The 23,613-nt window shown below is 65.9% G+C and carries 21 protein-coding genes; 12 read left to right on the top strand and 9 right to left on the bottom strand.

Translation table 11 applies throughout. The features are described from left to right. Positions 1–139: 139 nt before the first annotated feature. The 7 genes from ACOI2T_RS06960 to ACOI2T_RS06930 form a co-directional block, all read right to left on the bottom strand. Complete coding sequence (locus tag ACOI2T_RS06960; RefSeq protein WP_409505000.1) at positions 140–298, bottom strand: hypothetical protein; 159 nt, start codon at positions 296–298, stop codon at positions 140–142. A 148-nt stretch (positions 299–446) separates the two neighbouring features. Next, positions 447–941, bottom strand: a complete 495-nt coding sequence (locus tag ACOI2T_RS06955; protein ID WP_067844227.1) for a MogA/MoaB family molybdenum cofactor biosynthesis protein — start codon at positions 939–941, stop codon at positions 447–449. A gap of 92 nt (positions 942–1,033) precedes the next feature. Then, positions 1,034–2,341: a S1C family serine protease gene (locus tag ACOI2T_RS06950; protein WP_409505001.1), complete on the bottom strand. Its 1,308-nt coding sequence runs from the start codon at positions 2,339–2,341 to the stop codon at positions 1,034–1,036. 162 nt (positions 2,342–2,503) lie between these two features. Continuing rightward, positions 2,504–3,979 carry a HAMP domain-containing sensor histidine kinase gene (locus tag ACOI2T_RS06945; RefSeq protein ID WP_409505002.1) on the bottom strand — a complete coding sequence of 492 codons (1,476 nt, stop codon included), beginning with the start codon at positions 3,977–3,979 and terminating at the stop codon, positions 2,504–2,506. 6 nt (positions 3,980–3,985) lie between these two features. Continuing rightward, a complete protein-coding gene (locus ACOI2T_RS06940) occupies positions 3,986–4,672 on the bottom strand; it encodes a response regulator transcription factor (protein WP_409505003.1) in 687 nt (228 codons plus the stop codon). 153 nt (positions 4,673–4,825) lie between these two features. Further along, the gene (rpmF, locus tag ACOI2T_RS06935) at positions 4,826–4,999 is read right to left on the bottom strand and encodes a 50S ribosomal protein L32 (protein ID WP_067844880.1); all 174 of its coding nucleotides are present in this window, start codon (positions 4,997–4,999) and stop codon (positions 4,826–4,828) included. 138 nt (positions 5,000–5,137) lie between these two features. Continuing rightward, positions 5,138–6,061, bottom strand: coding sequence for an NADP-dependent oxidoreductase (locus ACOI2T_RS06930; protein WP_409505004.1), 924 nt, complete (start codon positions 6,059–6,061; stop codon positions 5,138–5,140). Positions 6,062–6,164: 103 nt separating this feature from the next. On the opposite strand from ACOI2T_RS06930, the gene ACOI2T_RS06925 reads away from it, so the two are divergent. The 9 genes from ACOI2T_RS06925 (at position 6,165) to ACOI2T_RS06885 (ending at position 16,933) form a co-directional block, all read left to right on the top strand. Then, positions 6,165–6,644 (top strand): MarR family winged helix-turn-helix transcriptional regulator, encoded by a 480-nt coding sequence (locus tag ACOI2T_RS06925; protein WP_409505005.1) that lies wholly within the window; start codon positions 6,165–6,167, stop codon positions 6,642–6,644. 124 nt (positions 6,645–6,768) lie between these two features. Next, entirely contained in the window at positions 6,769–8,406 is a 1,638-nt protein-coding gene (locus ACOI2T_RS06920; RefSeq protein ID WP_421877233.1) for an acyclic terpene utilization AtuA family protein, read from the top strand. After that, the gene (locus tag ACOI2T_RS06915; protein WP_409505007.1) at positions 8,403–9,551 is read left to right on the top strand and encodes an acyl-CoA dehydrogenase family protein; all 1,149 of its coding nucleotides are present in this window, start codon (positions 8,403–8,405) and stop codon (positions 9,549–9,551) included. Before ACOI2T_RS06920 ends, ACOI2T_RS06915 begins: the two co-directional genes overlap by 4 nt. Then, complete coding sequence (locus ACOI2T_RS06910; RefSeq protein ID WP_409505008.1) at positions 9,548–11,143, top strand: acyl-CoA carboxylase subunit beta; 1,596 nt, start codon at positions 9,548–9,550, stop codon at positions 11,141–11,143. Before ACOI2T_RS06915 ends, ACOI2T_RS06910 begins: the two co-directional genes overlap by 4 nt. Before the next feature lie 8 nt (positions 11,144–11,151). Then, complete coding sequence (locus ACOI2T_RS06905) at positions 11,152–13,089, top strand: ATP-binding protein (protein ID WP_409505009.1); 1,938 nt, start codon at positions 11,152–11,154, stop codon at positions 13,087–13,089. Then, a complete protein-coding gene (locus ACOI2T_RS06900; protein WP_067844203.1) occupies positions 13,086–14,246 on the top strand; it encodes an acyl-CoA dehydrogenase family protein in 1,161 nt (386 codons plus the stop codon). The genes ACOI2T_RS06905 and ACOI2T_RS06900 overlap by 4 nt, the downstream gene beginning before the upstream one ends. Beyond that, positions 14,246–15,016, top strand: coding sequence for an enoyl-CoA hydratase family protein (locus ACOI2T_RS06895; protein ID WP_409505010.1), 771 nt, complete (start codon positions 14,246–14,248; stop codon positions 15,014–15,016). Before ACOI2T_RS06900 ends, ACOI2T_RS06895 begins: the two co-directional genes overlap by 1 nt. Before the next feature lie 72 nt (positions 15,017–15,088). Then, positions 15,089–16,330: a mechanosensitive ion channel family protein gene (locus tag ACOI2T_RS06890; RefSeq protein WP_409505011.1), complete on the top strand. Its 1,242-nt coding sequence runs from the start codon at positions 15,089–15,091 to the stop codon at positions 16,328–16,330. 162 nt (positions 16,331–16,492) lie between these two features. Continuing rightward, a complete protein-coding gene (locus tag ACOI2T_RS06885; RefSeq protein WP_067844193.1) occupies positions 16,493–16,933 on the top strand; it encodes an ester cyclase in 441 nt (146 codons plus the stop codon). Positions 16,934–16,951: 18 nt separating this feature from the next. Here the strand turns inward: ACOI2T_RS06885 and ACOI2T_RS06880 are convergent, their stop codons facing one another. Then, positions 16,952–17,527: a chloramphenicol phosphotransferase CPT family protein gene (locus ACOI2T_RS06880; protein WP_409505012.1), complete on the bottom strand. Its 576-nt coding sequence runs from the start codon at positions 17,525–17,527 to the stop codon at positions 16,952–16,954. Positions 17,528–17,669: 142 nt separating this feature from the next. Between ACOI2T_RS06880 and ACOI2T_RS06875 the strand changes: the two genes are divergently transcribed. Continuing rightward, on the top strand, positions 17,670–19,076 hold the full coding sequence (locus ACOI2T_RS06875; RefSeq protein ID WP_409505013.1) for an NAD(P)/FAD-dependent oxidoreductase: 1,407 nt from the start codon (positions 17,670–17,672) through the stop codon (positions 19,074–19,076). Here the strand turns inward: ACOI2T_RS06875 and ACOI2T_RS06870 are convergent. After that, a complete protein-coding gene (locus tag ACOI2T_RS06870) occupies positions 19,024–20,388 on the bottom strand; it encodes an HNH endonuclease signature motif containing protein (protein ID WP_409505071.1) in 1,365 nt (454 codons plus the stop codon). The two genes, ACOI2T_RS06875 and ACOI2T_RS06870, sit on opposite strands and share 53 nt — an antisense overlap. A 481-nt stretch (positions 20,389–20,869) precedes the next feature. On the opposite strand from ACOI2T_RS06870, the gene ACOI2T_RS06865 reads away from it, so the two are divergent. Continuing rightward, positions 20,870–23,059 (top strand): PE-PPE domain-containing protein, encoded by a 2,190-nt coding sequence (locus tag ACOI2T_RS06865; protein WP_409505014.1) that lies wholly within the window; start codon positions 20,870–20,872, stop codon positions 23,057–23,059. A gap of 70 nt (positions 23,060–23,129) precedes the next feature. After that, complete coding sequence (locus ACOI2T_RS06860) at positions 23,130–23,591, top strand: hypothetical protein (RefSeq protein ID WP_409505015.1); 462 nt, start codon at positions 23,130–23,132, stop codon at positions 23,589–23,591. Positions 23,592–23,613: the final 22 nt, after the last annotated feature.

Genomic DNA, 23,613 nt, shown 5'->3' with positions numbered 1-23,613 from the left:
GAGAGATCACTTACTGCAGCGTCACGGTGCGACTTGGCCCACCTGGCAATGATGTGACGTAGTTCGCTTTGCTAAAGACGAGCGACGCATGTCACATGCCGTGACCATGCGTTTTAGGCGTTCACTGCCCTGTCGCAGCTCAATCGTGATGAGGCGGAATATTGCTCTGCAACCACTGGTCGTGGTCGGCGTCGTCGTCTGGCGAAGCTGCATCACGTTCGTCGGGCGCGATCCCCGGCAGTTCCTCACCGAAGATCTTGTTAACTGCGTGGCGGCTCGGCTTGTCCGGATCTGTCATCGACATTCCCCTTTGTGACGAAGATCACATTCGACCATAGCGTCGAGCGAGGCACTTGTTAACCTGCTGGTAACCACGAGCACCCCGCTCCATTCTCATTCGCCACGCCTACGAAAACGGCGGCCGTTTGGCCGCCGTTTCGTCTTGGTTAGATCTCCAAGCTTGATAGCTGGCCGATTATCTGCACCGCGAGCGGACTCAACGTGGCCATCCCGTCGCGGACTGCGGCCCGCGACCCGGCGATGTTCACCACGAGCGTGCTGCCGGAGATGCCGGCCAATCCGCGCGACACCCCGGCGTCGACGATGCCCGCCGACAGCCCCGAGGCACGGAGCGCCTCGGAGATCCCGAGCAATTCACGGTCGAGGATGTCGCGGGTCGCCTCCGGGGTGACGTCGCGCGGTGTCACGCCGGTGCCGCCGACGGACACCACGAGATCGACTCCACCGATAACGGCAGTGTTCAGCGCGTTGCGGATCTCGACCTCATCGGCCGCGACGACCACGACGCCGTCGACGACGAATCCGGCCTCACCCAACAACTCGGTGACCAACGGACCGCTGTGGTCCTCTTCGCCATGCGCTGTGCGGTCATCGACTACGACGACGAGCGCGCGCCCCACCAACTCCCCTGGCTGTTCCATGTCTGCAACCGTATATGTGGGGACGGACAGCGGCCCATCCACCGTTGATGTCACTCGCAACGTGACCGTCCCACGGCCCGGTGTCAGCGTGCTCACTGCTCGGCCCTACCCAAGGTGACCTCCAGAGTTTGTGGTTTGCCAGCCGGATCGAGGTAGGTCAAAGTGACCTTCTCACCGGGAGCTTTGGACCGGACCGCGGCCACGAGCGCGTCGGCACTGCTGATCACGCGGTCGTCGACTTTCGTAACCACCACGCCACTTGGCAGACCGGCAGCGGCAGCGGCGCCGCCGTTGGTGACCTCGACGATCTTGGCTCCGTCAGTGGCTCGGTCGTTGGCCACCTGAACGCCCAACGAGGCATGCGATGCGGTGCCGTTCTGGATGAGTTCGTCGGCGATCCGCTTGGCTTGGTCGACGGGAATCGCGAAGCCCAGGCCGATCGATCCGCTCTGCGCCTGCGGTGAATCGCCGCCCATGGTCGCGATCGCCGAGTTAATGCCGACAAGTTCGCCATTCATGTTGACGAGCGCACCGCCGGAGTTGCCCGGGTTGATCGCGGCATCGGTCTGGATGGCGTCGAGCACGGTGTTCTGGTTGCGGGTGTCGCCGCCCGCGGCGACCGGTCGGTTCAGCGCGCTGATGATGCCCGTGGTGACGGTTCCCTCAAGGCCGAGCGGCGAGCCGATGGCCACCACGTCCTGGCCCACCCGCAGGTTGGCCGACGAGCCGAGCGTGATCGGGGTCAGACCCGACACATCCTGTGCCCGTACCACCGCGATATCGCTGCTGGGATCCGTGCCGACGACCGTGAACGGTTTGGTGCTGCCGTCCGAGAACGTCACCTTGGTCTGCGCTGCCGTTTGCGCACCGGGCCCCGGCTTCGCGGCCTCGACGACATGGTTGTTGGTCAGGATCAGCCCGTCAGCGGTCAGGATGATGCCCGAACCCTCCTCGGAGGCCCGGCCCAGGTCGGTCTCGAGCTTGACCACGCTCGGCACCACCTTGGCCGCGACCTGCTCGACCGAGCCGGCCGGCAGGGCCGCCGCGGGAACCGTCGGCGCCGCACTGCTCGACGATCCGAGGCGCGGGCTGTCCTGATGCACGAGTGTCGCGACCCCGCCGCCGACACCGGCCGAGACGACCGCGACGGCCAGCGCACCGGCGGCCAGTCCGGCCTTGGACCGCTTCTTGGTCACCACGACCGGCGGCTGTGGGCTTGCCGGGATCCGGTACGGATCGTAGGGCGCGCGATAAGCCTGCTGCTGCGTCTGATGGGCCTGCTGGGCGTAGCGCCAGTCATAGTGCTGCTGCTGATACGGGTCAGGGCGTCCACCCGAGTAACCGGGCGCGGCGCCAGGACGCTGGTCCGGCTGCTGTGTGTACCTCGGATGGTTCGTCATCTCGCTGCGGTGCTTCTCTCTCTTCTAAAGGGTCCTGCGATTGTGCCGTGCTCACTACGTCCAACGAAGGTGCTGGCCATCAGGTTGCATAGGCGGACTGAGAATCCACTTAGAGATCATTCGGCCCCACCCATGAACCGCCCCCCGGCTGAGTTAACTGTCTCACCTTTTCTCGGCGCCGACAGTGTCCTCGTCATGGTCGCTGTGATCGTGTGTCGTGGCGCCTGCGGGTAGCGGTCGGCCCGGCAGCATCATGTGGATCGACGTGCCCGGCGGGTTGCCGCCCGGCACGGTTTCGTCGATGCGAAGGGCGCCACCGTGTTTCAGCACGACCTGCTGCACGATGGCGAGCCCGAGACCGGAGCCGGGCATCGCGCGTGCCGCGGCCGAACGGTAGAACCGCTCGAACACCAGGCGCCGTTCCTGTGGGGGTATGCCGGGTCCGTGGTCGGACACGACAAGCTCGGCGTGCACCGGGTCGATCTGGTACAGCCGCACACCGACGCGTCCGTTGGGCGGGCTCCACTTGGCGGCATTGTCGAGGAGGTTGAGCACTGCCCGGCCGAGCCCGGGCCCGTCGCCGAACACCTGCCAGCCGATCACGTCGACGTCGAACTCGATGTCGTTGCGGCGCCGCCGGACCCGTTCGAGGCTGCGGTCCACGACGTCGGTCATGTCGACCGGTTCCGGCGTGATGCCACCGGCGTCGTCGCGCGTCAGGTCCACCAGATCGCCGACCAGAGTCGACAATTCCTCGATCTGGGCGATCACGTCCGCACGCAGCCCCGCCATCTCCTCTTCCGGGAGCCGGGGCGCGCCGGGTTCCTGTGCGGCCATGAGGAGCTCGACGTTGGTGCGCAGTGAGGTCAGCGGTGTTCGCAGTTCGTGGCCGGCATCCGATACCAGGCGGCCCTGCCGTTCACGGGATTCGGCCAGGGCGCGCAGCATCAGGTTGAACGCCTCGGTCAGCCGGGCGAGTTCGTCGCTGCCGACGACGGGGATGGGCCGCAGGTCGTCGGTGCGCGCCACCCGTTCGGCGGCCTCGGTGAGTCTGCCGACCGGGCGCAGGCCCGCCCGGGCGACCGCACCACCTGCCATCGCCGCCACCGCGACGCCGATCCCGCCGACGATGAGCAGCACCGTGCCGAGCCGTCGCAGCACCTGCCCGGTGGGCGCCAGACTCTTGGAGATCAGCAGCGAGCTGCCGTTGGCCAGATGCACCGCGAGCACCCGCTGATGATTGGCGGTGCGCAACGACATCAACAGCTCCCCGGAGATGACGTCTTTCTCGGGTTGCCCGAGCGGCAGCATCTGCCCCTGCTGGTTGGCCGTATAGATGGACCGGCCGGGGATCACGAGCATCGCGTTGACGTCGGAGTAGGCAGTGCCTTCGATCGCCTTGCCGGGGTCGGCGGCCAGCGATCCACTCTCGATGAGCAGTCGCGCCCGGCTGTGCAGCTGATTGTCGAGGTCGTCATAGAGCGCGCGCGACACCACGGCGTAGACGGCCACCGCCATCAGGACGACGACCATGGCCACCATCGACATCGCGAGCATCATCACGCGCCAGCGCAGCGACAGTGAGCTGGTGTTCGGCAGCGCGGTGGTGGGCCGCCAGAAATTGGAGTTGAGGGCCATCACCGATCAGGGTGGGGTTTCGCGCAGCACGTAGCCGACCCCGCGCACGGTGTGGATCAGCCGGGGCTCGCCTTCCGCTTCGGTCTTCCGGCGCAGGTATCCGATGTACACCTCGAGAGCATTGCCCGAGGTCGGGAAATCGAATCCCCACACCTCCTCGAGGATGCGGCTACGGGTGAGCACCCGACGCGGATTCGCGATCAGCATCTCCAGAAGCGAGAACTCGGTGCGGGTGAGGCTGATCTGGCGCTGACCGCGCGTGACCTCACGCGTCACCGGGTCCAGCGTCAAATCGGAGAACGACATGATCTGCGAATCCGCGCCGTCATCGGAGACCGTGCGACGCAGCAACGCCCGCATCCGGGCGAGCAGTTCTTCGAGAGCAAACGGCTTGGGCAGGTAATCGTCGGCCCCCGCGTCGAGCCCGGCCACCCGCTCGGAAACGGAGTCGCGGGCCGTGAGGACGAGAATCGGCAGATCGTCGCCGGTGCTCCTGAGCTGCCGGCAGACTTCCAGCCCGTCGAGCCGCGGCATCATCACGTCCAATACCACGGCGTCGGGCCGGTCATTCGCGATCACATCGAGGGCTTCGACACCGTCTTGGGCAAGCTCGACCGAGTAACCATTAAAGGAAAGCGACCGGCGCAGAGATTCGCGCACAGCGCGATCGTCATCAACGACAAGAATGCGCACAGGCACAGTCTCAACCTGCTATCTGAGAGTGGCCTGAGAGGCGCGCCGCAAATTGACCCAACATTTGTGCCCGCACGTCGAAAGCCTGCCGAATCCGCGCACGCGAAAAAGCGCTATCACACGTGATAGCGCTTTTCGGTTGCGTGCGGAAGGCTAGCGCTTGTCGAGGTCGATCAGACCGAGGCGAGCGGCCTTGAGCAGGCGACGCGGCACCTTGCGCTGCTGACCCGCGACATTGACGCTGACGAGACCCGTGGCCTCCGCCTTCCACTGCGCGCGCCGGCTACGGGTGTTCGCGCGCGACATTCTGCGCTTGGGCACAGCCATGACGTGCATCTCCTTGCTTGGGGTGGTGCGGCCGCGCGAACGTGTTCTCTCGCCGGCGGCGACGATTGCACTACAGAGTAACGGTTGACCTGCGTCGGCTCCAAAACGTCGGGGTACCGACGCAGGCCCGCCGCATGATCAGGGGACGATGACCGTCTTTCCGGCCAACCGCCCGGCGTCAGCGTCGGCGTGCACCGCCGCCAATTCCGTCAGCGGGCGGCGGTCGGCCACGTCGATGCGCAACTGCCCCGCGTCGACCCGCTTCACGAGGCCGCCCAACTGCTCGGCGTCGCTTCTGGCGAACACCCGCACGGTGCGGACCCGACGATTCTCCGGCGCCGGGGTTGTGGAGCTGACGAGAACACCACCATCTTTGACCAGCTCGACGAGTGCGGCCGTCTCGTCGGATGTCGTGTTGACCAGGTTGAGTACGACGTCGAACGGCGCACCGTCGACGGCGAGAGCCGCGTAATCGAGATGGCCGATGATGCGGTCGGCCCCGTATGCCTTCACCCGGTCGGCGCTGCGCGCCCCGCCTGTCGCGGTCACGACGGCATCGGCCTGTTTCGCGAGCTGCACCGCATAACCACCGACCGCTCCCCCGGCACCGTTGATCAGGATCGTCTGACCGGCCTTGAGCCCGGCGTGTTCGAACAAGGACTGCCATGCGGTCAGGCCGACGGCGGGCAGGACGGACGCGTCGGCCAACGGCACGGTGTTCGGCGCGGCGGCGAGCACGGCGGCGGGTGCGATGACGTACTCGGCGGCAGCACCGTCGGCATTCATGGGCAGGAAGCCCACCACGGATGCGCCGACCTGCCAGTTCGACACTCCGTCGCCGAGCTGTGCGATGGACCCGGCCACATCGATGCCGGGCACGTGCGGAAAGTCGAGCGGGAACGCGTCAGTGAGGTAGCCGGCACGGATCGCGGCATCGACCGGATTGAACGATGTGGCGGCCACCTCGATCAGCACTTGGCCGGCACCGGGTGCCGGGCGGTCGGCGTCGCCGTACACCAGGACGCTGCTGTCGCCGTAGCTGTCGTAACGCACTGCTTTCATGGTTCCTCCTTCATCAGATTTGCTTCGAATTCGAAGCATCTACGGTTTGCACAACCGCTTCGATGTCGAAGCAATTCCCGGAACGGCCGAATATTCTGAACCGGTGGGCGAAGCACTGGAGCCGGAGCAGCTACACACATACTTCGCGTTGATGGAGGCCGTGAGTCTGCTCCAGCACGCGGTCGCGCAACAGCTGCGTGCCGAGGGAGACCTCAGCTACGTGCAATTCCAGCTGCTGGCCAAACTCGTCGACGCCGACAAACCGCTGACCATGACTGAACTCGCCGACGGGGTCGTCTACAGCCGCAGCGGGTTGACGCACCAGGCCGGGCTGCTCGAGAAAGCCGGGCTCATCGAGCGGCGGCACAGTACCGATGATCAGCGCGCCACCCTGGTCAGCATCACCAAGAGCGGACGAGCGCTCGTGGCCAAGGTGTTGCCCGGGCACATCGATGTCACGCGCAGTCTGCTGTTCGACCCCTTGAGCGAGCGGGATCTGCGTACCCTCGGCGACATCATGACCCGGGCTCGCGACCACATGCGCAGCCTGCCGCCCCGCTCGGCGCGCCGAAGCGCCCCTTGACGTGAGACCGGCGGTACCCGCTAACCTACCGGTTGGTTGGGTACCGAGGTCAGCGACGACGGGAGTGTGCGTGACGGTCCGTATCGGGAACTGTTCGGGCTTCTACGGTGACCGGCTCGCCGCGATGCGCGAGATGCTCACCGGCGGAGATCTCGACTATCTCACCGGCGACTACCTCGCCGAGCTCACCATGCTCATCCTGGCTCGTGACCGCGCCAAGGACGCCGACCGCGGCTACGCCAAGACCTTCCTGCGCCAGCTCGAGGAATCGCTGGGACTGGCGCTCGACAAACGCGTGAAGATCGTCGCCAACGCCGGCGGCCTCAACCCCGGCGGGCTGGCCGCCGCGGTCCGGGCACTCGCCGAACGGCTCGGCCTGACCGTCAACGTCGCCCATGTCGAGGGCGACGATCTGGTGGCCCGCGCGAACGAACTCGGCCTGGGCAACCCGCTGGCCGCCAACGCCTACCTGGGCGCGTGGGGAATCGTGGATTGCCTCAACGACGGCGCCGACGTCGTGGTAACCGGCCGGGTCACCGACGCATCGGTGATCGTGGGGCCGGCCGCCGCGCATTTCGGCTGGGGCCGAACGGATTACGACGCGCTGGCCGGCGCGGTGGCCGCCGGGCACGTGATCGAATGCGGCGCGCAGGCGACGGGCGGAAACTACGCGTTCTTCACCGAGGTTCCGGACCTACGTCACCCCGGATTCCCGCTCGCCGAGATCGCGGCCGACGGCTCGTCGGTGATCACCAAACATCCCGGCACCGGCGGACAGGTCAGCGTCGGCACCGTGACCGCGCAACTGCTCTACGAGATCGGCGGCGCGCGGTACGCGAACCCCGACGTGACATTGCGCGTCGACTCCCTGAAGCTCAGTCAGGACGGCGATGATCGCGTGCGGATCTCCGGGGTCAAGGGCGAAGCTCCGCCGCCGACGTACAAGGTGTCGCTCAACAGCATCGGCGGTTTCCGCAATGCGACGACGTTCGTGCTCACCGGCCTCGACATCGAGGCCAAGGCGCAACTGGTGCGTGACCAACTGGAGGGCGCGCTGAAAGTCAAACCGGCCGAGCTGGAATGGACGCTCGCCCGCACCGACCATCCCGACGCCGACACCGAAGAGGCCGCCAGCGCACTGCTGCACTGCGTGGTCCGCGACCCGGACCCGAACAACGTGGGCCGCCATTTCTCGTCGGCCGCAGTCGAGCTCGCGCTGGCCAGCTACCCGGGCTTCACCGCGACCGCGCCGCCCGGCGACGGCCAGGTGTACGGGGTCTTCACGCCCGGATATGTCGATGCCACGCAGGTGCCGCACGTTGCCGTGCACGCGGACGGCACGCGCACCGACATCGCGCCCGCGACCGAAACCCTCGAACTGTCAACGGTTTCGGAGCCACCACTGCCCGAGCCCCTTCCGGCCGGGCCCACCCGCCGCGCACCGCTCGGCCTGATTGCCGGCGCGCGCAGCGGCGACAAGGGCGGCTCGGCCAATGTCGGGGTGTGGGTGCGTACCGACGAGCAGTGGCGGTGGCTGGTCCACACGCTGACGGTCGACAAACTTCGTGAACTGCTGCCCGAGGCCGCCGAATTGCCGGTGACACGACACGTGCTGCCGAATCTGCGGGCGGTGAACTTCGTGATCGAAGGCATTCTCGGCCAGGGCGTGGCCTATCAAGCCCGGTTCGATCCGCAGGCGAAAGGGCTGGGCGAATGGTTGCGCAGCCGTCATCTCGACATCCCGGAGGAACTCATCGGATGAGCATTTGGACCACACCCGAGCGCGAAGCGCTGCGTAAGACCGTGCGCGCCTTCGCCGAACGCGAGGTGCTGCCCAACGTCGACGAGTGGGAACGCACCGGCGAACTGCCGCGCGAACTGCACCGCAAAGCCGCCGACGCCGGCCTGCTCGGCGCGGGTTTTCCCGAATCGGTCGGCGGTGGCGGCGGGGACGGCGCCGACGCGGTGATCATCTGCGAGGAGATGCATCACGCCGGTTCACCGGGCGGCGTGTTCGCCTCGCTGTTCACGTGCGGCATCGCGGTTCCGCACATGATCGCCTCGGGCGACGAGCGGCTGATCGAGACGTATGTGAAGCCCACGCTGCGCGGGGAGAAGATCGGGTCCTTGGCCATCACCGAACCCGGCGGTGGCTCCGACGTCGGCCACCTCACCACCAAGGCAGTGCGGGACGGGGATGACTACATTCTCAACGGCGCCAAGACGTACATCACGTCCGGCGTCCGCGCCGACTACGTCGTCACCGCGGCCCGCACCGGTGGCCCCGGCGCGGCCGGAGTATCGCTGATCGTGGTCGACAAGGGCACGCCGGGATTCGAGGTCAGCCGCAAGCTCGACAAGATGGGTTGGCGATCGAGCGATACCGCCGAGCTGTCCTACACCGACGTGCGGGTTCCGGTCGCGAATCTGGTCGGGGCGGAGAACTCGGGCTTCCTGCAGATCGCCGCGGCCTTCGTCTCCGAACGGGTGGGCCTTGCGGCACAGGCGTATTCGAGCGCTCAGCGGTGCCTGGACCTGACTGTCGAGTGGTGCCGCAACCGCGAGACCTTCGGCAAGCCGCTGATCGCGCGGCAGTCGGTGCAGAACACCTTGGCCGAGATGGCCCGGCGCATCGACGTCGCACGCGTGTACACGCGCAACGTGGTCGAGCGTCAGCTCGCGGGTGAAACCAACTTGATCACCGAAGTATGCTTTGCGAAGAACACCGCGGTCGAGGCCGGCGAATGGGCGGCCAACCAGGCCGTGCAGTTGTTCGGCGGCATGGGCTATATGGCCGAATCCGAGGTCGAGCGGCAGTACCGCGACATGCGCATCCTGGGCATCGGCGGCGGCACCACCGAGATCCTCACCTCGTTGGCGGCAAAGACGTTGGGATTCCAGTCGTGACCACCCTCAAGTCCGCCATCGATCCCGGCTCCTCCGCGTTCGCCGAGGCCGCCGAGGTCATGGCCACCAAGCTGGCCGAACTCGAAACCGAGCATGCCAAGGCCCTGGCCGGTGGCGGCACAAAGTACGTCGAACGCCATCACTCCCGCGGCAAGCTGACCGCACGCGAGCGCGTCGAACTGTTGCTCGACCCCGACGCACCGTTCCTGGAGCTGAGCCCGCTGGCCGCCTGGGGCAGCGATTTCGCCGTGGGCGCCAGTGTGGTCTGCGGTATCGGCGCGGTCGAAGGTGTCGAATGCCTGATCGTGGCCAATGACCCGACGGTCAAGGGCGGCACCAGCAATCCGTGGACACTCAAGAAGATTCTGCGCGCCAATCAGATCGCGATGGAGAACCGGCTTCCGGTGATCTCGTTGGTGGAGTCGGGCGGCGCCGACCTGCCGACGCAGAAGGAGATCTTCATCCCGGGCGGGCAGATGTTCCGCGACTTGACCCGGTTGTCGGCAGCGGGCATTCCGACCATTGCTTTGGTGTTCGGCAACTCGACAGCCGGCGGTGCGTACGTGCCCGGCATGTCCGATCACGTCGTGATGATCAGGGAACGGTCTAAGGTGTTTCTGGCCGGACCGCCGCTGGTCAAGATGGCCACCGGCGAGGAATCCGACGACGAATCGCTGGGCGGGGCCGAAATGCACGCCCGTACTTCGGGTCTCGGCGACTACCTGGCCAACGACGAGCACGACGCCATCCGCATCGGCCGCCGCATCGTGGCCCGCCTCAACTGGCGCAAAAAGGGCCCGGTGCCCGCGCCCGTCGTCGAGCCGTTGTACGACCCGGAAGAACTGATCGGCATCGTGCCCGCCGATCTGCGGATCCCGTTCGACCCGCGCGACGTGATCGCACGCATCGTCGACGGCTCGGATTTCGACGAGTTCAAACCGCTCTACGGGTCGTCACTGGTTACCGGGTGGGCCACGCTGTACGGCTACCCCGTCGGCATCCTGGCCAACGCGCGCGGTGTGCTGTTCAGCGAGGAATCCCAGAAGGCCACGCAGTTCATCCAACTGGCCAACCGGGCCGACACCCCACTTCTCTTCCTGCACAACACCACCGGCTACATGGTGGGTAAGCAGTACGAAGAGGGCGGCATGATCAAGCACGGCTCGATGATGATCAACGCGGTGTCCAACTCGACGGTGCCGCACATCTCGCTGCTGATCGGCGCCTCCTACGGAGCCGGCCACTACGGCATGTGTGGGCGGGCCTACGATCCGCGGTTCCTGTTCGCGTGGCCGAGTTCGAAGTCCGCGGTGATGGGCGGGGCGCAGCTCGCGGGTGTGCTCTCGATCGTCAGCCGCGCGGCGGCCGAGGCCCGCGGGCAGGCCTTTGACGAGGCGGGCGACGCCGCGCTGCGGGCCGCGGTCGAGGCGCAGATCGAAGCCGAGTCCCTGCCGATGTTCCTGTCCGGCCGGCTCTACGACGACGGCGTGATCGACCCCCGCGACACCCGCACCGTGCTTGGAATGTGCTTGTCCGCCATCGCCAATGGCCCGATCGAGGGGACGTCGAACTTCGGCGTCTTCAGGATGTGAGCGGCTCGATGATCACAAGAGTTCTGGTCGCCAACCGCGGGGAGATCGCCCGCCGCGTGTTCGCCACCTGCCGTCGTCTCGGTATCGGCACCGTCGCTGTCTACACCGACCCCGACGCCGGTTCACCGCACGTTGCCGAGGCCGACGCCCGCGTGCGCCTGGATGGCAACAACGGCTACCTCGATGCCACCCAACTCATCGCCGCGGCCCGCGCCGCCGGCGCCGATGCGATACATCCCGGCTACGGGTTCCTCTCGGAGAACGCCGATTTCGCGGCCGCGGTGATCGACGCGGGCCTGACCTGGATCGGCCCGCCCGTGCCGGCCGTGCAGGCCATGGGTTCCAAGATCGAGGCCAAGAAGATGATGGCCGCGGCCGGTGTCCCGGTGCTGGCCGAGCTCGACCCGGACACCGTCACGGCAGATCAGCTGCCGGTGCTGGTGAAGGCCTCGGCCGGCGGCGGTGGCCGCGGTATGCGCGTCGTGCGGGAACTGGCCGAGCTGCCTGCCGAAGTCGCCGCGGCGCAGCGCGAGGCACAGTCGGCGTTCGGCGACCCGACCGTGTTCTGCGAGCGCTACCTCGCCGCGGGCCACCACGTCGAGGTGCAGGTGCTCTCCGATGCGCACGGCACGGTGTGGGCGGTCGGCGAACGTGAATGCTCCATTCAGCGCCGTCACCAGAAGATCATCGAAGAGGCTCCCTCACCTCTCGTGGAACGCACACCGGGCATGCGCGACAAGCTGTTCGAGGCGGCACGACTGGCTGCAGAGGCCATCGGCTACACCGGTGCCGGCACCGTCGAGTTCATGGCCGACGATCATGGCGATTTCTTCTTCCTCGAGATGAACACACGCCTGCAGGTCGAGCACCCGGTGACCGAGGCGACCACCGGCCTCGACCTCGTCGAGCTACAGCTGCGGGTCGCCGAGGGCGCACGGCTCGATCCCGCACCACCGCCGTCGCGGGGCCACGCCATCGAGGCGCGGCTGTATGCCGAAGACCCCGCGAAGAATTGGCAGCCGCAGGCCGGAACGGTGCACCGCTTCGATGTTCCCGGTGACGTGCGCGTCGACACGGGCATCGTCGACGGCTCGGTGGTGTCGATCTTCTACGACCCGATGCTGGCCAAGGTCATCTCGTATGCGCCGACCCGCCGCCAGGCCGCCGGTGTCCTGGCCGATGCACTGGCCCGCACCAAGATCCACGGGGTGCGCACCAACCGGGATCTGTTGGTCAACGTGCTGCGGCATCCCGCTTTTCTCGACGGGGCGACTGACACCGCGTTCTTCGACACACATGGGCTGGACGCCCTTGCGGCACCACTGACCGATCCGGCGGCGGTGACACTGTCGGCCGTCGCCGCCACACTCGCCGATGCCGCGCACAACCGCGCCACCGCACGAGTTTTCGATGCCGCCCCGAGCGGGTGGCGCAATCTGGCGTCGGGCTATCAGTCCCGGCTGTTCCGCGACAGCGCCGGCGAGGACCTGTCGGTGCGGTACCGGTTCACCCGAACAGGTGTCGATCTGCCCGACAACGCCGCCGTCGCGCTGGTATCGGCGACGCCCGAGCACGTCGTGCTCGCGGTCGACGGAGTGGAACGGCCGTTCGAGGTGGCTCGCTACGGCGCGGACGTGTTCGTCGATTCGCCGCTCGGTGCAGTGCAATTGGCGGCCCAACCGCGCTTCCCCGACCCCGACGCCGCCGTCGCGCATGGTTCCCTGCTGGCGCCCATGCCGGGCTCGGTGGTGCGCGTCGGCGCCGCTGTCGGCGACACCGTGACCGCGGGCCAACCGCTCATCTGGCTTGAGGCCATGAAGATGGAGCACACGATCGCCGCACCCGAGGACGGGGTGCTCGCCGAATTGAATGTCGAAGCCGGTCAACAAGTCGAAGTCGGCGCCGTACTTGCCCGCGTCCAAACCCCTGAAGGAGAACAGTCATGAGTGGCTTCATCGAGACCGAGGAACAGCAGGCGCTGCGTCAGGCCGTGGCCGCGATGGCCGCCAACTACGGTCAGGACTATTACCTGGAGAAGGCCCGCGCCGGTGAGCACACCACCGAGTTGTGGAACGAGGCAGGCAAACTCGGCTTCATCGGGGTGAACCTGCCCGAGGAGTACGGCGGCGGCGGTGCCGGCATGTACGAGCTCAGCCTGGTCATGGAGGAGATGTCGGCCACGGGCTGCGCGCTGCTCATGATGGTGGTCTCCCCCGCGATCAACGGCACGATCATCTCGAAGTTCGGCACCGAAGAGCAGAAGAAGCGCTGGATCCCCGGCATCGCCGACGGATCGATCACCATGGCGTTCGCCATCACCGAACCTGATGCGGGCTCCAACAGTCACCGGATCACGACCACGGCCCGCAAAGACGGCAGCGACTGGATCATCAAGGGCCAGAAGACATTCATCTCGGGTATCGACCAAGCCCAGGCCGTACTGGTCGTGGGCCGCACCGAAGACCACAAAACCGGCAACCTCAAGCCAGCGCTGTTCGTCGTCCCGACCGACACCCCTGGGTTGAGCTGGACCAAGATCGACATGGAGATCGTCAGCCCGGAAAGCCAGTTCCAGGTGTTCCTCGACGACGTCCGGCTTCCGGCCGACGCGCTGGTGGGTTCCGAGGACGCCGCTATCGCGCAGTTGTTCGCCGGCCTGAACCCCGAACGCATCATGGGTGCGGCCAGCGCGGTCGGCATGGGTCGGTTCGCCATCAACAAGGCCGTCGAGTACGTCAAGAACCGTCAGGTGTGGAAAGTTCCGATCGGCAGCCACCAGGGCCTGTCACATCCGTTGGCGCAGAACCACATCGAGATCGAACTCGCCAAGCTCATGATGCAGAAGGCCGCGACGCTCTACGACGCGGGCAACGATTTCGGCGCGGCCGAGGCCGCCAACATGGCGAAGTACGCCGCGGGTGAGGCGTCGGTGCGTGCGGTGGACCAGGCCGTGCAGTCCCTGGGCGGCAACGGTTTGACCAAGGAGTACGGCATCGCGGCAGCGGTGACGGCGTCCAAGCTCGCGCGCATCGCACCGGTCAGCCGCGAGATGATCCTCAACTTCGTCGCGCAGACGTCGCTGGGCCTGCCCCGGTCGTACTGATGTCCAAGCTCGTTCAGTACACGGTCGACGGCGCCGTCGCTCGCCTGACCCTCGACTCACCGCACAACCGCAACGCACTGTCGACCGCTCTCGTCGAGCAATTGCACGAGGGTTTCGCCGGCGCCGCCGCCGAACCCGGTGTGCGAGTGGTGGTGCTCGGCCACACCGGCGGAACATTTTGTGCCGGAGCCGATCTCAGCGAAGCGGCGGGCCGGGATCCGGGCGATGTCGCCGTCGACCGGGCGCGGGAGATGACCAAGCTGCTGCGCACGATCCTCGAGCTGCCGCTGCCGGTGATCGGCGCGATCGACGGGCATGTCCGCGCAGGCGGCCTCGGTCTCGTCGGCGCCTGCGACCTGGTGGTGGCCGGCTCCAACAGCACGTTCGCGTTGACCGAGGCACGCATCGGCGTTGCACCGTCGATCATCTCGCTGACCTTGTTGCCCAAGATGACGCCCCGCTCGGCGGGGCGTTACTTCGTCACCGGTGAGAAGTTCGGGGCCGCCGAGGCGGCTGCGATCGGCCTGATCACGCTGGCCGCCGACGACGTGTCCGCCGCTGTGGCGGCATTGACGCGCGAGATCGCCAAGGGTTCACCGCAAGGGCTGGCCACGTCGAAAGCCTTGACTACTGCGTCGATCCTGCGCAGTTTCGATGAACACGCCGAGGACCTCACTCAGCAGTCGGCGCGGCTGTTCGTGTCGGACGAGGCCCGCGAAGGAATGATGGCATTCCTGCAGAAGCGGCCGCCGAGTTGGACGACGGTGTGATCTGACTCTCAAATAGCAATTGGCGTCGATATCCGGTTTGGCCGTCCGGGAGCCGTGGGAAGGACACGGTACGTGCCTGAGACGATCGAGCTCGAGTCCGCCACCCATTTCGCCATCACGGCGGCGTGGGTAGCCGCTGCCGTCGCCCTCGCATATGGGGTTGGCCTGATGCTGTCGTGGGTGATGCAACGCCTCGGCAGGCGCAGCGCGGTCCTACGCGACGTCGCGCAGCTGACGCGACGGCCGGTGCGCGCCACGCTCATGGTCATCGCCGCAACGGTGGCGCTGCAACGGACTTCGGATGCGCAGGCGAGTTGGCGTGGCTGGATCGACCACATCTTGGTCATCGCACTGATCGCGACGATCACGTGGCTCGTCGCGAGTTTGGTCGTGGTCGCCGAGCGGCGCGCGATTGCCCACTTCGCCGGCGGCGACACCGGCCTGACCGACGCCGATCGGCACTGGCGCAAGATCCGCACTCAGGTGACCGTGCTGCGCCGGATCGTGATCGCGATCGTCGCCGTCCTCGGCGCCGCAGCGGCGTTGATGACGTTCCCGTCGTTCAGCGACGTCGGCAAGACGCTGTTCGCGTCGGCGGGCGTGCTGTCGGTTGTCGCGGGCCTGGCGGCACAGACGTCGCTGGGCGCCGCGTTCGCAGGCATTCAGATCGCGTTCTCGGATGCGATTCGCGTGGGCGATGTCGTCGTCCTCGAAAAGGAGTGGGGCCGCATCGAGGAAATCACGCTGACGTACGTCGTCGTGCACCTCTGGGACGAGCGGCGCCTCGTGCTGCCGTGTACGTACTTCACCACCACGCCATTCCAGAACTGGACCCGCAACGCCACCGAACTGCTGGGCACGGCCGAACTCGACGTCGACTTCACGGTCCCGCTCGACGAGATGCGCGCAGAGCTCGACCGGCTGCTGCGTGCCAATCCGTTGTGGGATGAGCGGGTCGGCGTGCTCCAGGTGACCGACGCGGTCGGGGGCCTGGTACGGGTGCGGATGTTGGTGAGCGCATCTAATGCGGGTGCGTTGTTCGACCTGCGCTGCGATGTCCGCGAGGGCATGGTCGAGTGGCTGCAACGGACCCATCCCGGCGCACTGCCGCGCCAACGGCTGGAAATTCCTCGTGAGCAGCCAGTCGAACCGCCAAGGCGCACAACAACTGTCGGACGGCCCCAGGCCGATTCCGGACTGTTCACCGGCAATCCCGAGGCTGAGCGGCGGGGCCGGGCCTTCGACCAGTCCGAACCAGATGCGCCTGGCCGGACCGACCGCGAACTGGTGCGAGTTCCGTATGCTGACGAGTAAGCATCGGCACACTTTATGCAGCTCAGCATAGGTAGTTGTGGTGTGTTAATTGTTGCCAGTGGCAGAACTTGGCTCGTCGCATCTGTCGCAGCGGTGGCGCGCGACATACCGTTTTTTGTGCGGACATCCTCTGCCGCGCGGTTTCACCGAAAGGCCGGAATCATGGCCGAACACCAGAACAAAGCTGTGGCTCGGCGCGCTTGGGAGATATTCGCCTCCGGCGATCTCGACGCGCTCGACGATGTCGTCGCACCGGGAGCCGCCTTTCACGACACGCAAGATCCGTTCGGGAGCCAGCGTGGACCCGAGCACATGAGAAACCTCATCCAGATGTATCGAAATGCCTTCTCCAACATGCGCTTCGATGTCAAGCTGCAAATCTCCGAGGGCGATTACGTGTGCACACTGCTCGAAGCGCAAGGCGACAACACCGGCGAGCTCATGGGTCGGCCGGCCACCGGCAGGCACAGCAGGATTCAGATCACCCAGACCGACCGCATCGTCGACGGCAAGATCGAAGAATCGTGGGTCACCTGGGACACCCTTGGGATGTTGCAGCAATTGGGGCTCGTCCCGACGGGGCCGCAGGCGGCTCACACCTGAGTGACGCGACGCTGTCCGTCAACGCCCAGCGGCTGATTCACGCAGGCGGTCGAACGCGCGCGCTCTCGGCGCGGGATGACGCAGATAGTTGCGGATCTGCGCCGAGCAGCTTTCGGCGGAGTCAGTGCTGGTGTCCACCTCGACGTCATAGATCCGGTGGGCGTGGACGGTCGCGATCTGACCGATCGCGGTTCCCAACGATCGGTCTCGCCTACGACCTTCGCGCTCATGCGCGTCGGCGACTGCGCAATGCACGCCGACGAATACGACGTCGATACCGGCCATGACCTTGAGCAGATCACGCAGGCGCCAAGGTTCGCTGAGCACGTGGTCCATCACGATGTCGTTGCCGGCCCGCGCCATCCCGGCGACCGCGCGGTGAAATCCGGCGCGAGTGCGGCGCAGCACCTCTCGCAGATCGGCGGGGTTGCATTCGTGTGTGCGCTGCTCGGCGCGCATCGCGCCGAACATGTCCACGGCCATGTGGAACCACGGGCTCTCGAAGTCGGCCAGTAGTTGGCGAGCGATTGTCGACTTCCCAGAACTGGACACCCCGTTGAGAAGCACCACCTGGCCGGGAGACGTGAAGCTCATACTCCGATTCTGCCCAATGGATTCTTCTTAACTTGACCTTATTTTTGTCTTATTTTTCTTAAACTCGAGGTACGGTGTCGGTACGACGCCGAGGGGGAACATGAGCATCGTTGGCGAACACGCAGTAGTCGTAGGTGCCGGAATGGCAGGCCTGCTCACGGTCGGAGCCGCCTCGCAGTTCTTCCGATCGGTTACCGTCGTCGAGCGAGATCCGTTGCCGGACAACGCGGTAGTACGCAAGGGCGTGCCACAGGGTCGACACCTGCACAGCTTTCTCAGCCGCGGACCCCAAGTGCTGGAGGAGTTCTTCCCGGGCCTGCTCGATGAACTTGGCGCGGCGGGAGCGGTCGTGGTCGACGACGACATCCTGTCGCACATCTATGCCCGCATCGGTCGGCATGAGTTCAACCAGTCGGGCCGGCTCGCCGATCCGGCGGCATTGCGGTTGTACCTCGGCAGTCGGCCGTTCATCGAACTGCATGTTCGCCGGCGCGCTCAGGCGCTCGACAATGTCAGGTTCCTGGACGGCTACGACATGCTCGAGCCGGTCGTCACAGCGGATGCTGCGGTATCGGGCGTGCGCGTACTCAACCGCACCAGCGGCACCGAGTCGGTACTGCACTGCGATCTGTTGATCGACGCCAGAGGGCGCACCGCGCGACTGCCCGCATTTCTCGACGACCACGGTTACGGCCCGCCTCCCGAGGAGACCTGCGTGTCGGAGTGGGCCTATTCGAGTCAGTTGATGACGCTGCCGCAGCCCGGGTTCGCCGAGCGGTTGCTCATGGCCAACAATGGCGATCACAAGCCACGAGTGTTGCTGGTGGCCTACGAGCACGGCCGATGGATGCTGGCGGTCGGAAGGTCAGGTCGGTTCGGCGCGCCACCATCGGATTTCGCAGGCATGCTCGCGTCGGTCGCGGATGCCTTCCCCGCGCGGATCGCAGCCGGGCTGCGCGGTGCACAACCCGTCGGCGACGTGGCGGTGTTCCGCAAGACGGACTCGGTGTGGCGGCGCTTCGACCTGATGCCCCGGTTCCCTGCGGGTTATCTGGTGATCGGTGACGCGTTGTGCAGCCTCAATCCGCTATACGGGCAGGGAATGACGATGGCCGCGCTCGAAGCCCTCGCGCTGCGCGATTGCCTGCAGGCCGGCCCAGATGCCCTGTGGCGAGGCTTCTTCGCCCGGGCAGCCGAACACATCGGCCCAACCTGGGCACGGAACGTCGCCAACGACCGCGTCCCGCCACCGGCCACGGAGCGCCCGACACTCGGCGAGCGTCTTCAGAAATGGTTTGTCGCCTCCGCGCTCATCGCCGCCCGTTCTGACGCCCGGGTGGCCGAGCAATTGCTTCGCGTCATCCATCTCGTCGACCCGCCGACCAAGCTGCGGGATCCCTTGCTCGTCCTTCGCATCCTCTCGGGCCGGGTACGCAGCCGCGCGCACGCGCGCCCATTCGCCTGCGCTCGCCCAATCTCGGGCGCGCACCCATGCTTCAGGCGCATTCGGGTCCGTCGAAGTACCGCTCCGGATGGTGGTATTCGTTGACCCGCGCCTGGCCGGTGTCCAGCTGAGGCGGTGGAATCCATTCCGTGCGGCCATCTTTGCGTATTCGCGTTTTCCACCCCTTGTTGGTGAGCAGTCGATGATCGGGCTTGCACGCCAAGGTCAGCTCGTCCACGTTGGTATGACCCCCGGCGATCCAGTCCTTGTCGCGGTGGTGAACCTCGCACCAGTACGGCGGCGCCGTGCATCCCGGCCGCGTGCAGCCGCGGTCCCTGGCGTACAACACAATCCGTTGGCCCGGTGAGGCGACGCGTTTGGTGCGGCCGAGGTACATCGGGACCTCGGTGTGCGATTCATAGACGCACAGATAGTGGTGGGCGTGGCTGGCCAGCCGTATGACGTCGGCCATCGGGAGCATGCTGCCGCCGCCGGTGACAGCCCATCCCTCCCCCGACTCGATCTCGGCGAGTGTGGTGGTGACGACGACCGTGCACGGCAACCCGTTGTGTTGCCCCAACTCACCGGAAGCCAACATGGCGCGGCCGACCGCCTTGAACGCATCGTGGTTACGTTGGATCTGGGTACGGCTGTCCCGTTCGACGGCCTCTTTGTCGGGTTCGCCGTCGACACAAGGGGTTTCGTCGTCGGGATTACACATGCCGGGCGCGGCCCATTTGGCTGAGATCGCGTCCCACACGGCCCGGGCCTCCGGGTCGAGCAGGCCCTTGACCTCGCTCATGCCGTCGGGACCCTGCTTGCCGACGTACAGGTAACGACGCCGGGCCCGGTCCGCATCAGACGGCGGTTTTCCGTCCGGGTCGATCGTCATCAGCATCCGGTCGGTGGCCTGACGCAACTCGTCGGGCGACAGTCTCGGAGCGGACCGAGCGAGGATCGTCTCGGCCTTGGCCCGGTCATCGGCGCCGACCCATCCCGGCAAGCTCGCGAAGAACTTACGAATAACCCGGACGTGTTCGGTGCCGACCTCACCGCGCGACTGCGCGGCCGCCGTCTTGGGCAGCTTCGGTTGCAGCGATTCGCCATTCACTGCCCGTCGCGGCCCAAGGTCAGCGGCATCGGCGATCCGCCTGCCGGCTTCGGCGCGGCTGATACGCAGGCAGTTCACCAACACATCCCGCATCGAATTGCCGCCCATGGCTTGAGGTGTCGCCTCGGCGGTCATACGAGCGATGATCACGTTGTCCACCGCGCCGTGGGCGCGTTGAATCCGTTCACGAAGCATCGCCACCCGCATCAGGTCGGGCAACGTCAGTGTGTCGTGGGATGCCGCGGCGATGAGGGCACCGGTCTCTTCGAAGACTTGATAGAGCGCGAGCAGCGTTTCGCGATCCATTCGCTCGGCGGTCGCGCTCACGATTCGAACATTAGTGCGAAGGACAGACAAGTCGGCGTGCGTTCATGGCCCGCGTTGTGACAGCTGTACATGAAGTTAATCCGCGCAACCAAAGTGGCCAGAGTTTTTTGAATCGACGATCGCGCGCGGTTCGCGACGCACCAAGATCATGCGAATCTCGCAACGAACTTGGCAGAGACTGCCACTATCGCCTCGCGCGTTTGGCGCGCCGGCCAGAATTCCGGGCACGATTGACGCACACTCGGGGTCACCGCGAGATCGCCCAGGCGAGTTCAGAAATCGCGCACCCGCGGATGCAGTAACTCGCGTATCCGCGTGCCGACATCCGCGCTTCATCAGGCCGAACTGCACAGATTGACGCCACGGAAAGTTTTCTCCGCAAACCTAAGATTTAGCTGAGTACGAATTGCTACCGTGTGCAAGCACTGTTGGCCAGCTCATACCGAAGGCGGCGCGCTTAATGTCCAAGCCAACCCCTCCCCGTCTCCAGAAAGCCAAAGCAGCCGCCGTCACCGCTGCCGTCGTCGCCACGACAGCTGCGCTCACTGCCGGGGCCGCTTCACAGGCGCCCGAGGCTTACTTGGCCCACAAGCGGACGGTCGAGGCCGAGGTTGCGTTGGCGGCATTGCCCGAAGTGCCCGGCCTCGACGACCTCCTGAACGTGCCCGACCTCGTAGGCATCTACGGTGTGGGCCCGGTTTTTTGGGCCGCTCAGCTCTTGGGCCTCACGCCGACGGACGTCATCCAGGCCGCGGCCGGTCTACTCGGCGGCAGCGAAGTCGCCGGTGCGGTAACCGGCCTTCTGGAACTGCTCGACGCGATCTCGCCTGTCGATGCGGGCATCAAAGGTCCGCTGCCAAGCGATGTGTACAACGCCGTCAACGGCCTCGAGTACACGCTGGACGGCGTCACCGACATCCTCGGGGAACCGATCCAAGCGATTCCGATCGTCGGCGACCTCATCTGGAATGCGATAGATGGTCTCGTTGCCGAGATCATCAACGAGGCACCCATCCTCAACCAGCGCCGTGCGATCATCTTTTCGGAAAGCCTTGGTGGACTGACCACATCGCTCGCGTACCGCGACATGATCAAAGCGGTGCAATCGAACGACCCCAACTGGGGCGAGGGTGTCACGGGTCAGTGGCTGATCTTCTTCAACAATCCGAGCCGTCCCGGCGGCGGTCTCTTCGCGTTGGCCACCCCGATCACCAACTTGTTCGGGTTGAACCTCTCGACACCGCCGGCAGGTAGCTACACCAACGAGGATGCCGACGGCGACATCACGAAGGTCCTCAACACCTCGATCCTCGACATCAGCTGGGCCTACAACATCCTGTCGGATGCACCGACGACGCTGAATCCGTTGGCGTGGGCCAACGCAGCAACCGGCGCAGTGTTCCTGACGTACCTGCTCCCGAGCGAGGGCAACAACATCGCGAGCCATGTGCTGCCGCAAGCAGTGGCCGGGATCCTCGACGGGCTGAAAGTCATGGTCGACATCACCGGCGGGCAGGGACTGGAGATGGTGCCGGGCTGGAACGAGATCGTGAATGTCATCGACGATCTCGACATCCTCAACCTTGGACTGGATGAAGCGTTGGAAGCGGTCGCCAACGCCACCAAGTTCCCCGGCACCGCAACGTACATCACTTATGACTCAGGCAATCTCCCGTTGCTCGAGCCGTTCCGGATGGTGCCGCGTCTCGTCAGCCTGCTCCCTGGCGTCGACATTCCCACGCCGATCACCGACAGCTTCGAAGAAGCGCTACGGATGATGGTCAACATGGGCTACCAGGATGTCGACCCGGTGACGCTCGAACGGGGCTTCGACATGGCGGGTGAACAAGCGTATTTCTATGATTCACCGCTCACCCCGACGCAGAAGCTCGCGGCGAGACAGACGATCTTCAACGCGCTGATCGACGGTATCCAGGAGAATGCGCTGGACCCGCAGAAGTGGACCCCGACGATCCCCGGCATCGACCTGTCGCCGGTCTTCGAGAACCCGCTCACCGAGACTGCGGCAGCGGCGCTTTCGGCCGCGCTGGAAGCTATGCAAGACGCGGCCAACCCGATGTTCGACGCCGTCGAGACGGGGCTGGCACCGGTCACCGGTGTGCTCGACGACATCGACGCGCAGGTCACCGCGGCCCTCGACAATGTGTTCAAGGTCAACGAGCCCGCGCCCGGCGGACCGGCAAGCCCGCTGTCGGCCACTTCCGTTCCCTCCGACGACAACACGCTGCGCACCCTCAACGTGTCGGCCGAGGACGTCGGCCCCGTGGTCGAGAAGGCCGATGAGACAACCGATGAGACAACCGAAGACACGAAGGCGACGCCGATCAAGGACGCGGTGAAAGACCTTGATGCCGAGACGGATTCGCTGAAGGACCGCGAGCCGCTGAAGGGCTTGAAGAAGATCACGGAGTCGTTCAAGGCATCACCCGGCAAGCACACCGCCGACGCGGGCGATCCGGTCAAGAAGTCGGTGCAAGAGACGGTGGACAAGGTGAAGGACACCGTCGACAAGGTGGAGCAGGCCGGCAAGGACGCGGTGAAGAAGGTCGAGAAGGCGGCCAACGATGCCAAGGATTCGGTGTCGAAGAAGCCGGCCAAGGAGACCTCGAAGGACAAGGCAGCGGCCTAGCCGTAAAGATTCCGTCTGAATCGAGAAGACCCGCACCCACGTTCCCGCCGGGCCGTGGACGATGAGGCGCATGAGCGAACGCCGGTGGCAACGCGGAATCTGGTTGGCGATCGCACTCGTCACGGTGGTGATCCCGGGCTGCGACAGCCCCGCGCCAGAGACCCCGTCCACGTCCGCGGATCAACAGTGCCCCGGCGCCGGATTCACCGTCGAGCAGTTCATCGGCGACTGGCAGGAGCAGGACAGTCCCACGACAATCTCGCTGGGCGCGCACGGCGCGCTGAAGTCCGACACCGACGGCGTAATCGACTTCGGCACTTGGCGTTTCACGCGCTGGGACGAGACGCCGGCAAAGGACCGCCAACCCGAGTCCGCCGCCGACACGTGCGTGCTGTGGTTGCAGTGGACCGACGGCGCAGGCGATCGCGATTTCGTCTACGTACCGCTCAAGGTCGCCAAGGACAGGCTGGAACTGAGCTACGTCGGCCGCGGCAACACACTCGTGTGGTTGCGCTCGCCGGTCAGCCAGTGATCGGCTGACCACCCGAAGTACC

This window comes from Mycolicibacterium wolinskyi str. Jessa 2025 (assembly GCF_049241375.1).
GTDB lineage: Bacteria > Actinomycetota > Actinomycetes > Mycobacteriales > Mycobacteriaceae > Mycobacterium > Mycobacterium wolinskyi.
This window is presented reverse-complemented; position numbering and strand designations above follow the sequence as displayed.

Coding starts and splice junctions, on each gene's coding strand:
- ACOI2T_RS06920 (WP_421877233.1), top strand. CDS start 6,769: ATGCGCGAGATGCTCACCGGCGGAGATCTCGACTATCTCACCGGCGAC.
- ACOI2T_RS06895 (WP_409505010.1), top strand. CDS start 14,246: ATGTCCAAGCTCGTTCAGTACACGGTCGACGGCGCCGTCGCTCGCCTG.
- ACOI2T_RS06905 (WP_409505009.1), top strand. CDS start 11,152: ATGATCACAAGAGTTCTGGTCGCCAACCGCGGGGAGATCGCCCGCCGC.
- ACOI2T_RS06875 (WP_409505013.1), top strand. CDS start 17,670: ATGGCAGGCCTGCTCACGGTCGGAGCCGCCTCGCAGTTCTTCCGATCG.
- ACOI2T_RS06950 (WP_409505001.1), bottom strand. CDS start 2,341: ATGACGAACCATCCGAGGTACACACAGCAGCCGGACCAGCGTCCTGGC.
- ACOI2T_RS06885 (WP_067844193.1), top strand. CDS start 16,493: ATGGCCGAACACCAGAACAAAGCTGTGGCTCGGCGCGCTTGGGAGATA.
- rpmF (WP_067844880.1), bottom strand. CDS start 4,999: ATGGCTGTGCCCAAGCGCAGAATGTCGCGCGCGAACACCCGTAGCCGG.
- ACOI2T_RS06960 (WP_409505000.1), bottom strand. CDS start 298: ATGACAGATCCGGACAAGCCGAGCCGCCACGCAGTTAACAAGATCTTC.
- ACOI2T_RS06865 (WP_409505014.1), top strand. CDS start 20,870: ATGTCCAAGCCAACCCCTCCCCGTCTCCAGAAAGCCAAAGCAGCCGCC.
- ACOI2T_RS06880 (WP_409505012.1), bottom strand. CDS start 17,527: ATGAGCTTCACGTCTCCCGGCCAGGTGGTGCTTCTCAACGGGGTGTCC.
- ACOI2T_RS06860 (WP_409505015.1), top strand. CDS start 23,130: ATGAGCGAACGCCGGTGGCAACGCGGAATCTGGTTGGCGATCGCACTC.
- ACOI2T_RS06955 (WP_067844227.1), bottom strand. CDS start 941: ATGGAACAGCCAGGGGAGTTGGTGGGGCGCGCGCTCGTCGTCGTAGTC.
- ACOI2T_RS06915 (WP_409505007.1), top strand. CDS start 8,403: ATGAGCATTTGGACCACACCCGAGCGCGAAGCGCTGCGTAAGACCGTG.
- ACOI2T_RS06870 (WP_409505071.1), bottom strand. CDS start 20,388: ATGGATCGCGAAACGCTGCTCGCGCTCTATCAAGTCTTCGAAGAGACC.
- ACOI2T_RS06930 (WP_409505004.1), bottom strand. CDS start 6,061: ATGAAAGCAGTGCGTTACGACAGCTACGGCGACAGCAGCGTCCTGGTG.
- ACOI2T_RS06900 (WP_067844203.1), top strand. CDS start 13,086: ATGAGTGGCTTCATCGAGACCGAGGAACAGCAGGCGCTGCGTCAGGCC.
- ACOI2T_RS06945 (WP_409505002.1), bottom strand. CDS start 3,979: ATGGCCCTCAACTCCAATTTCTGGCGGCCCACCACCGCGCTGCCGAAC.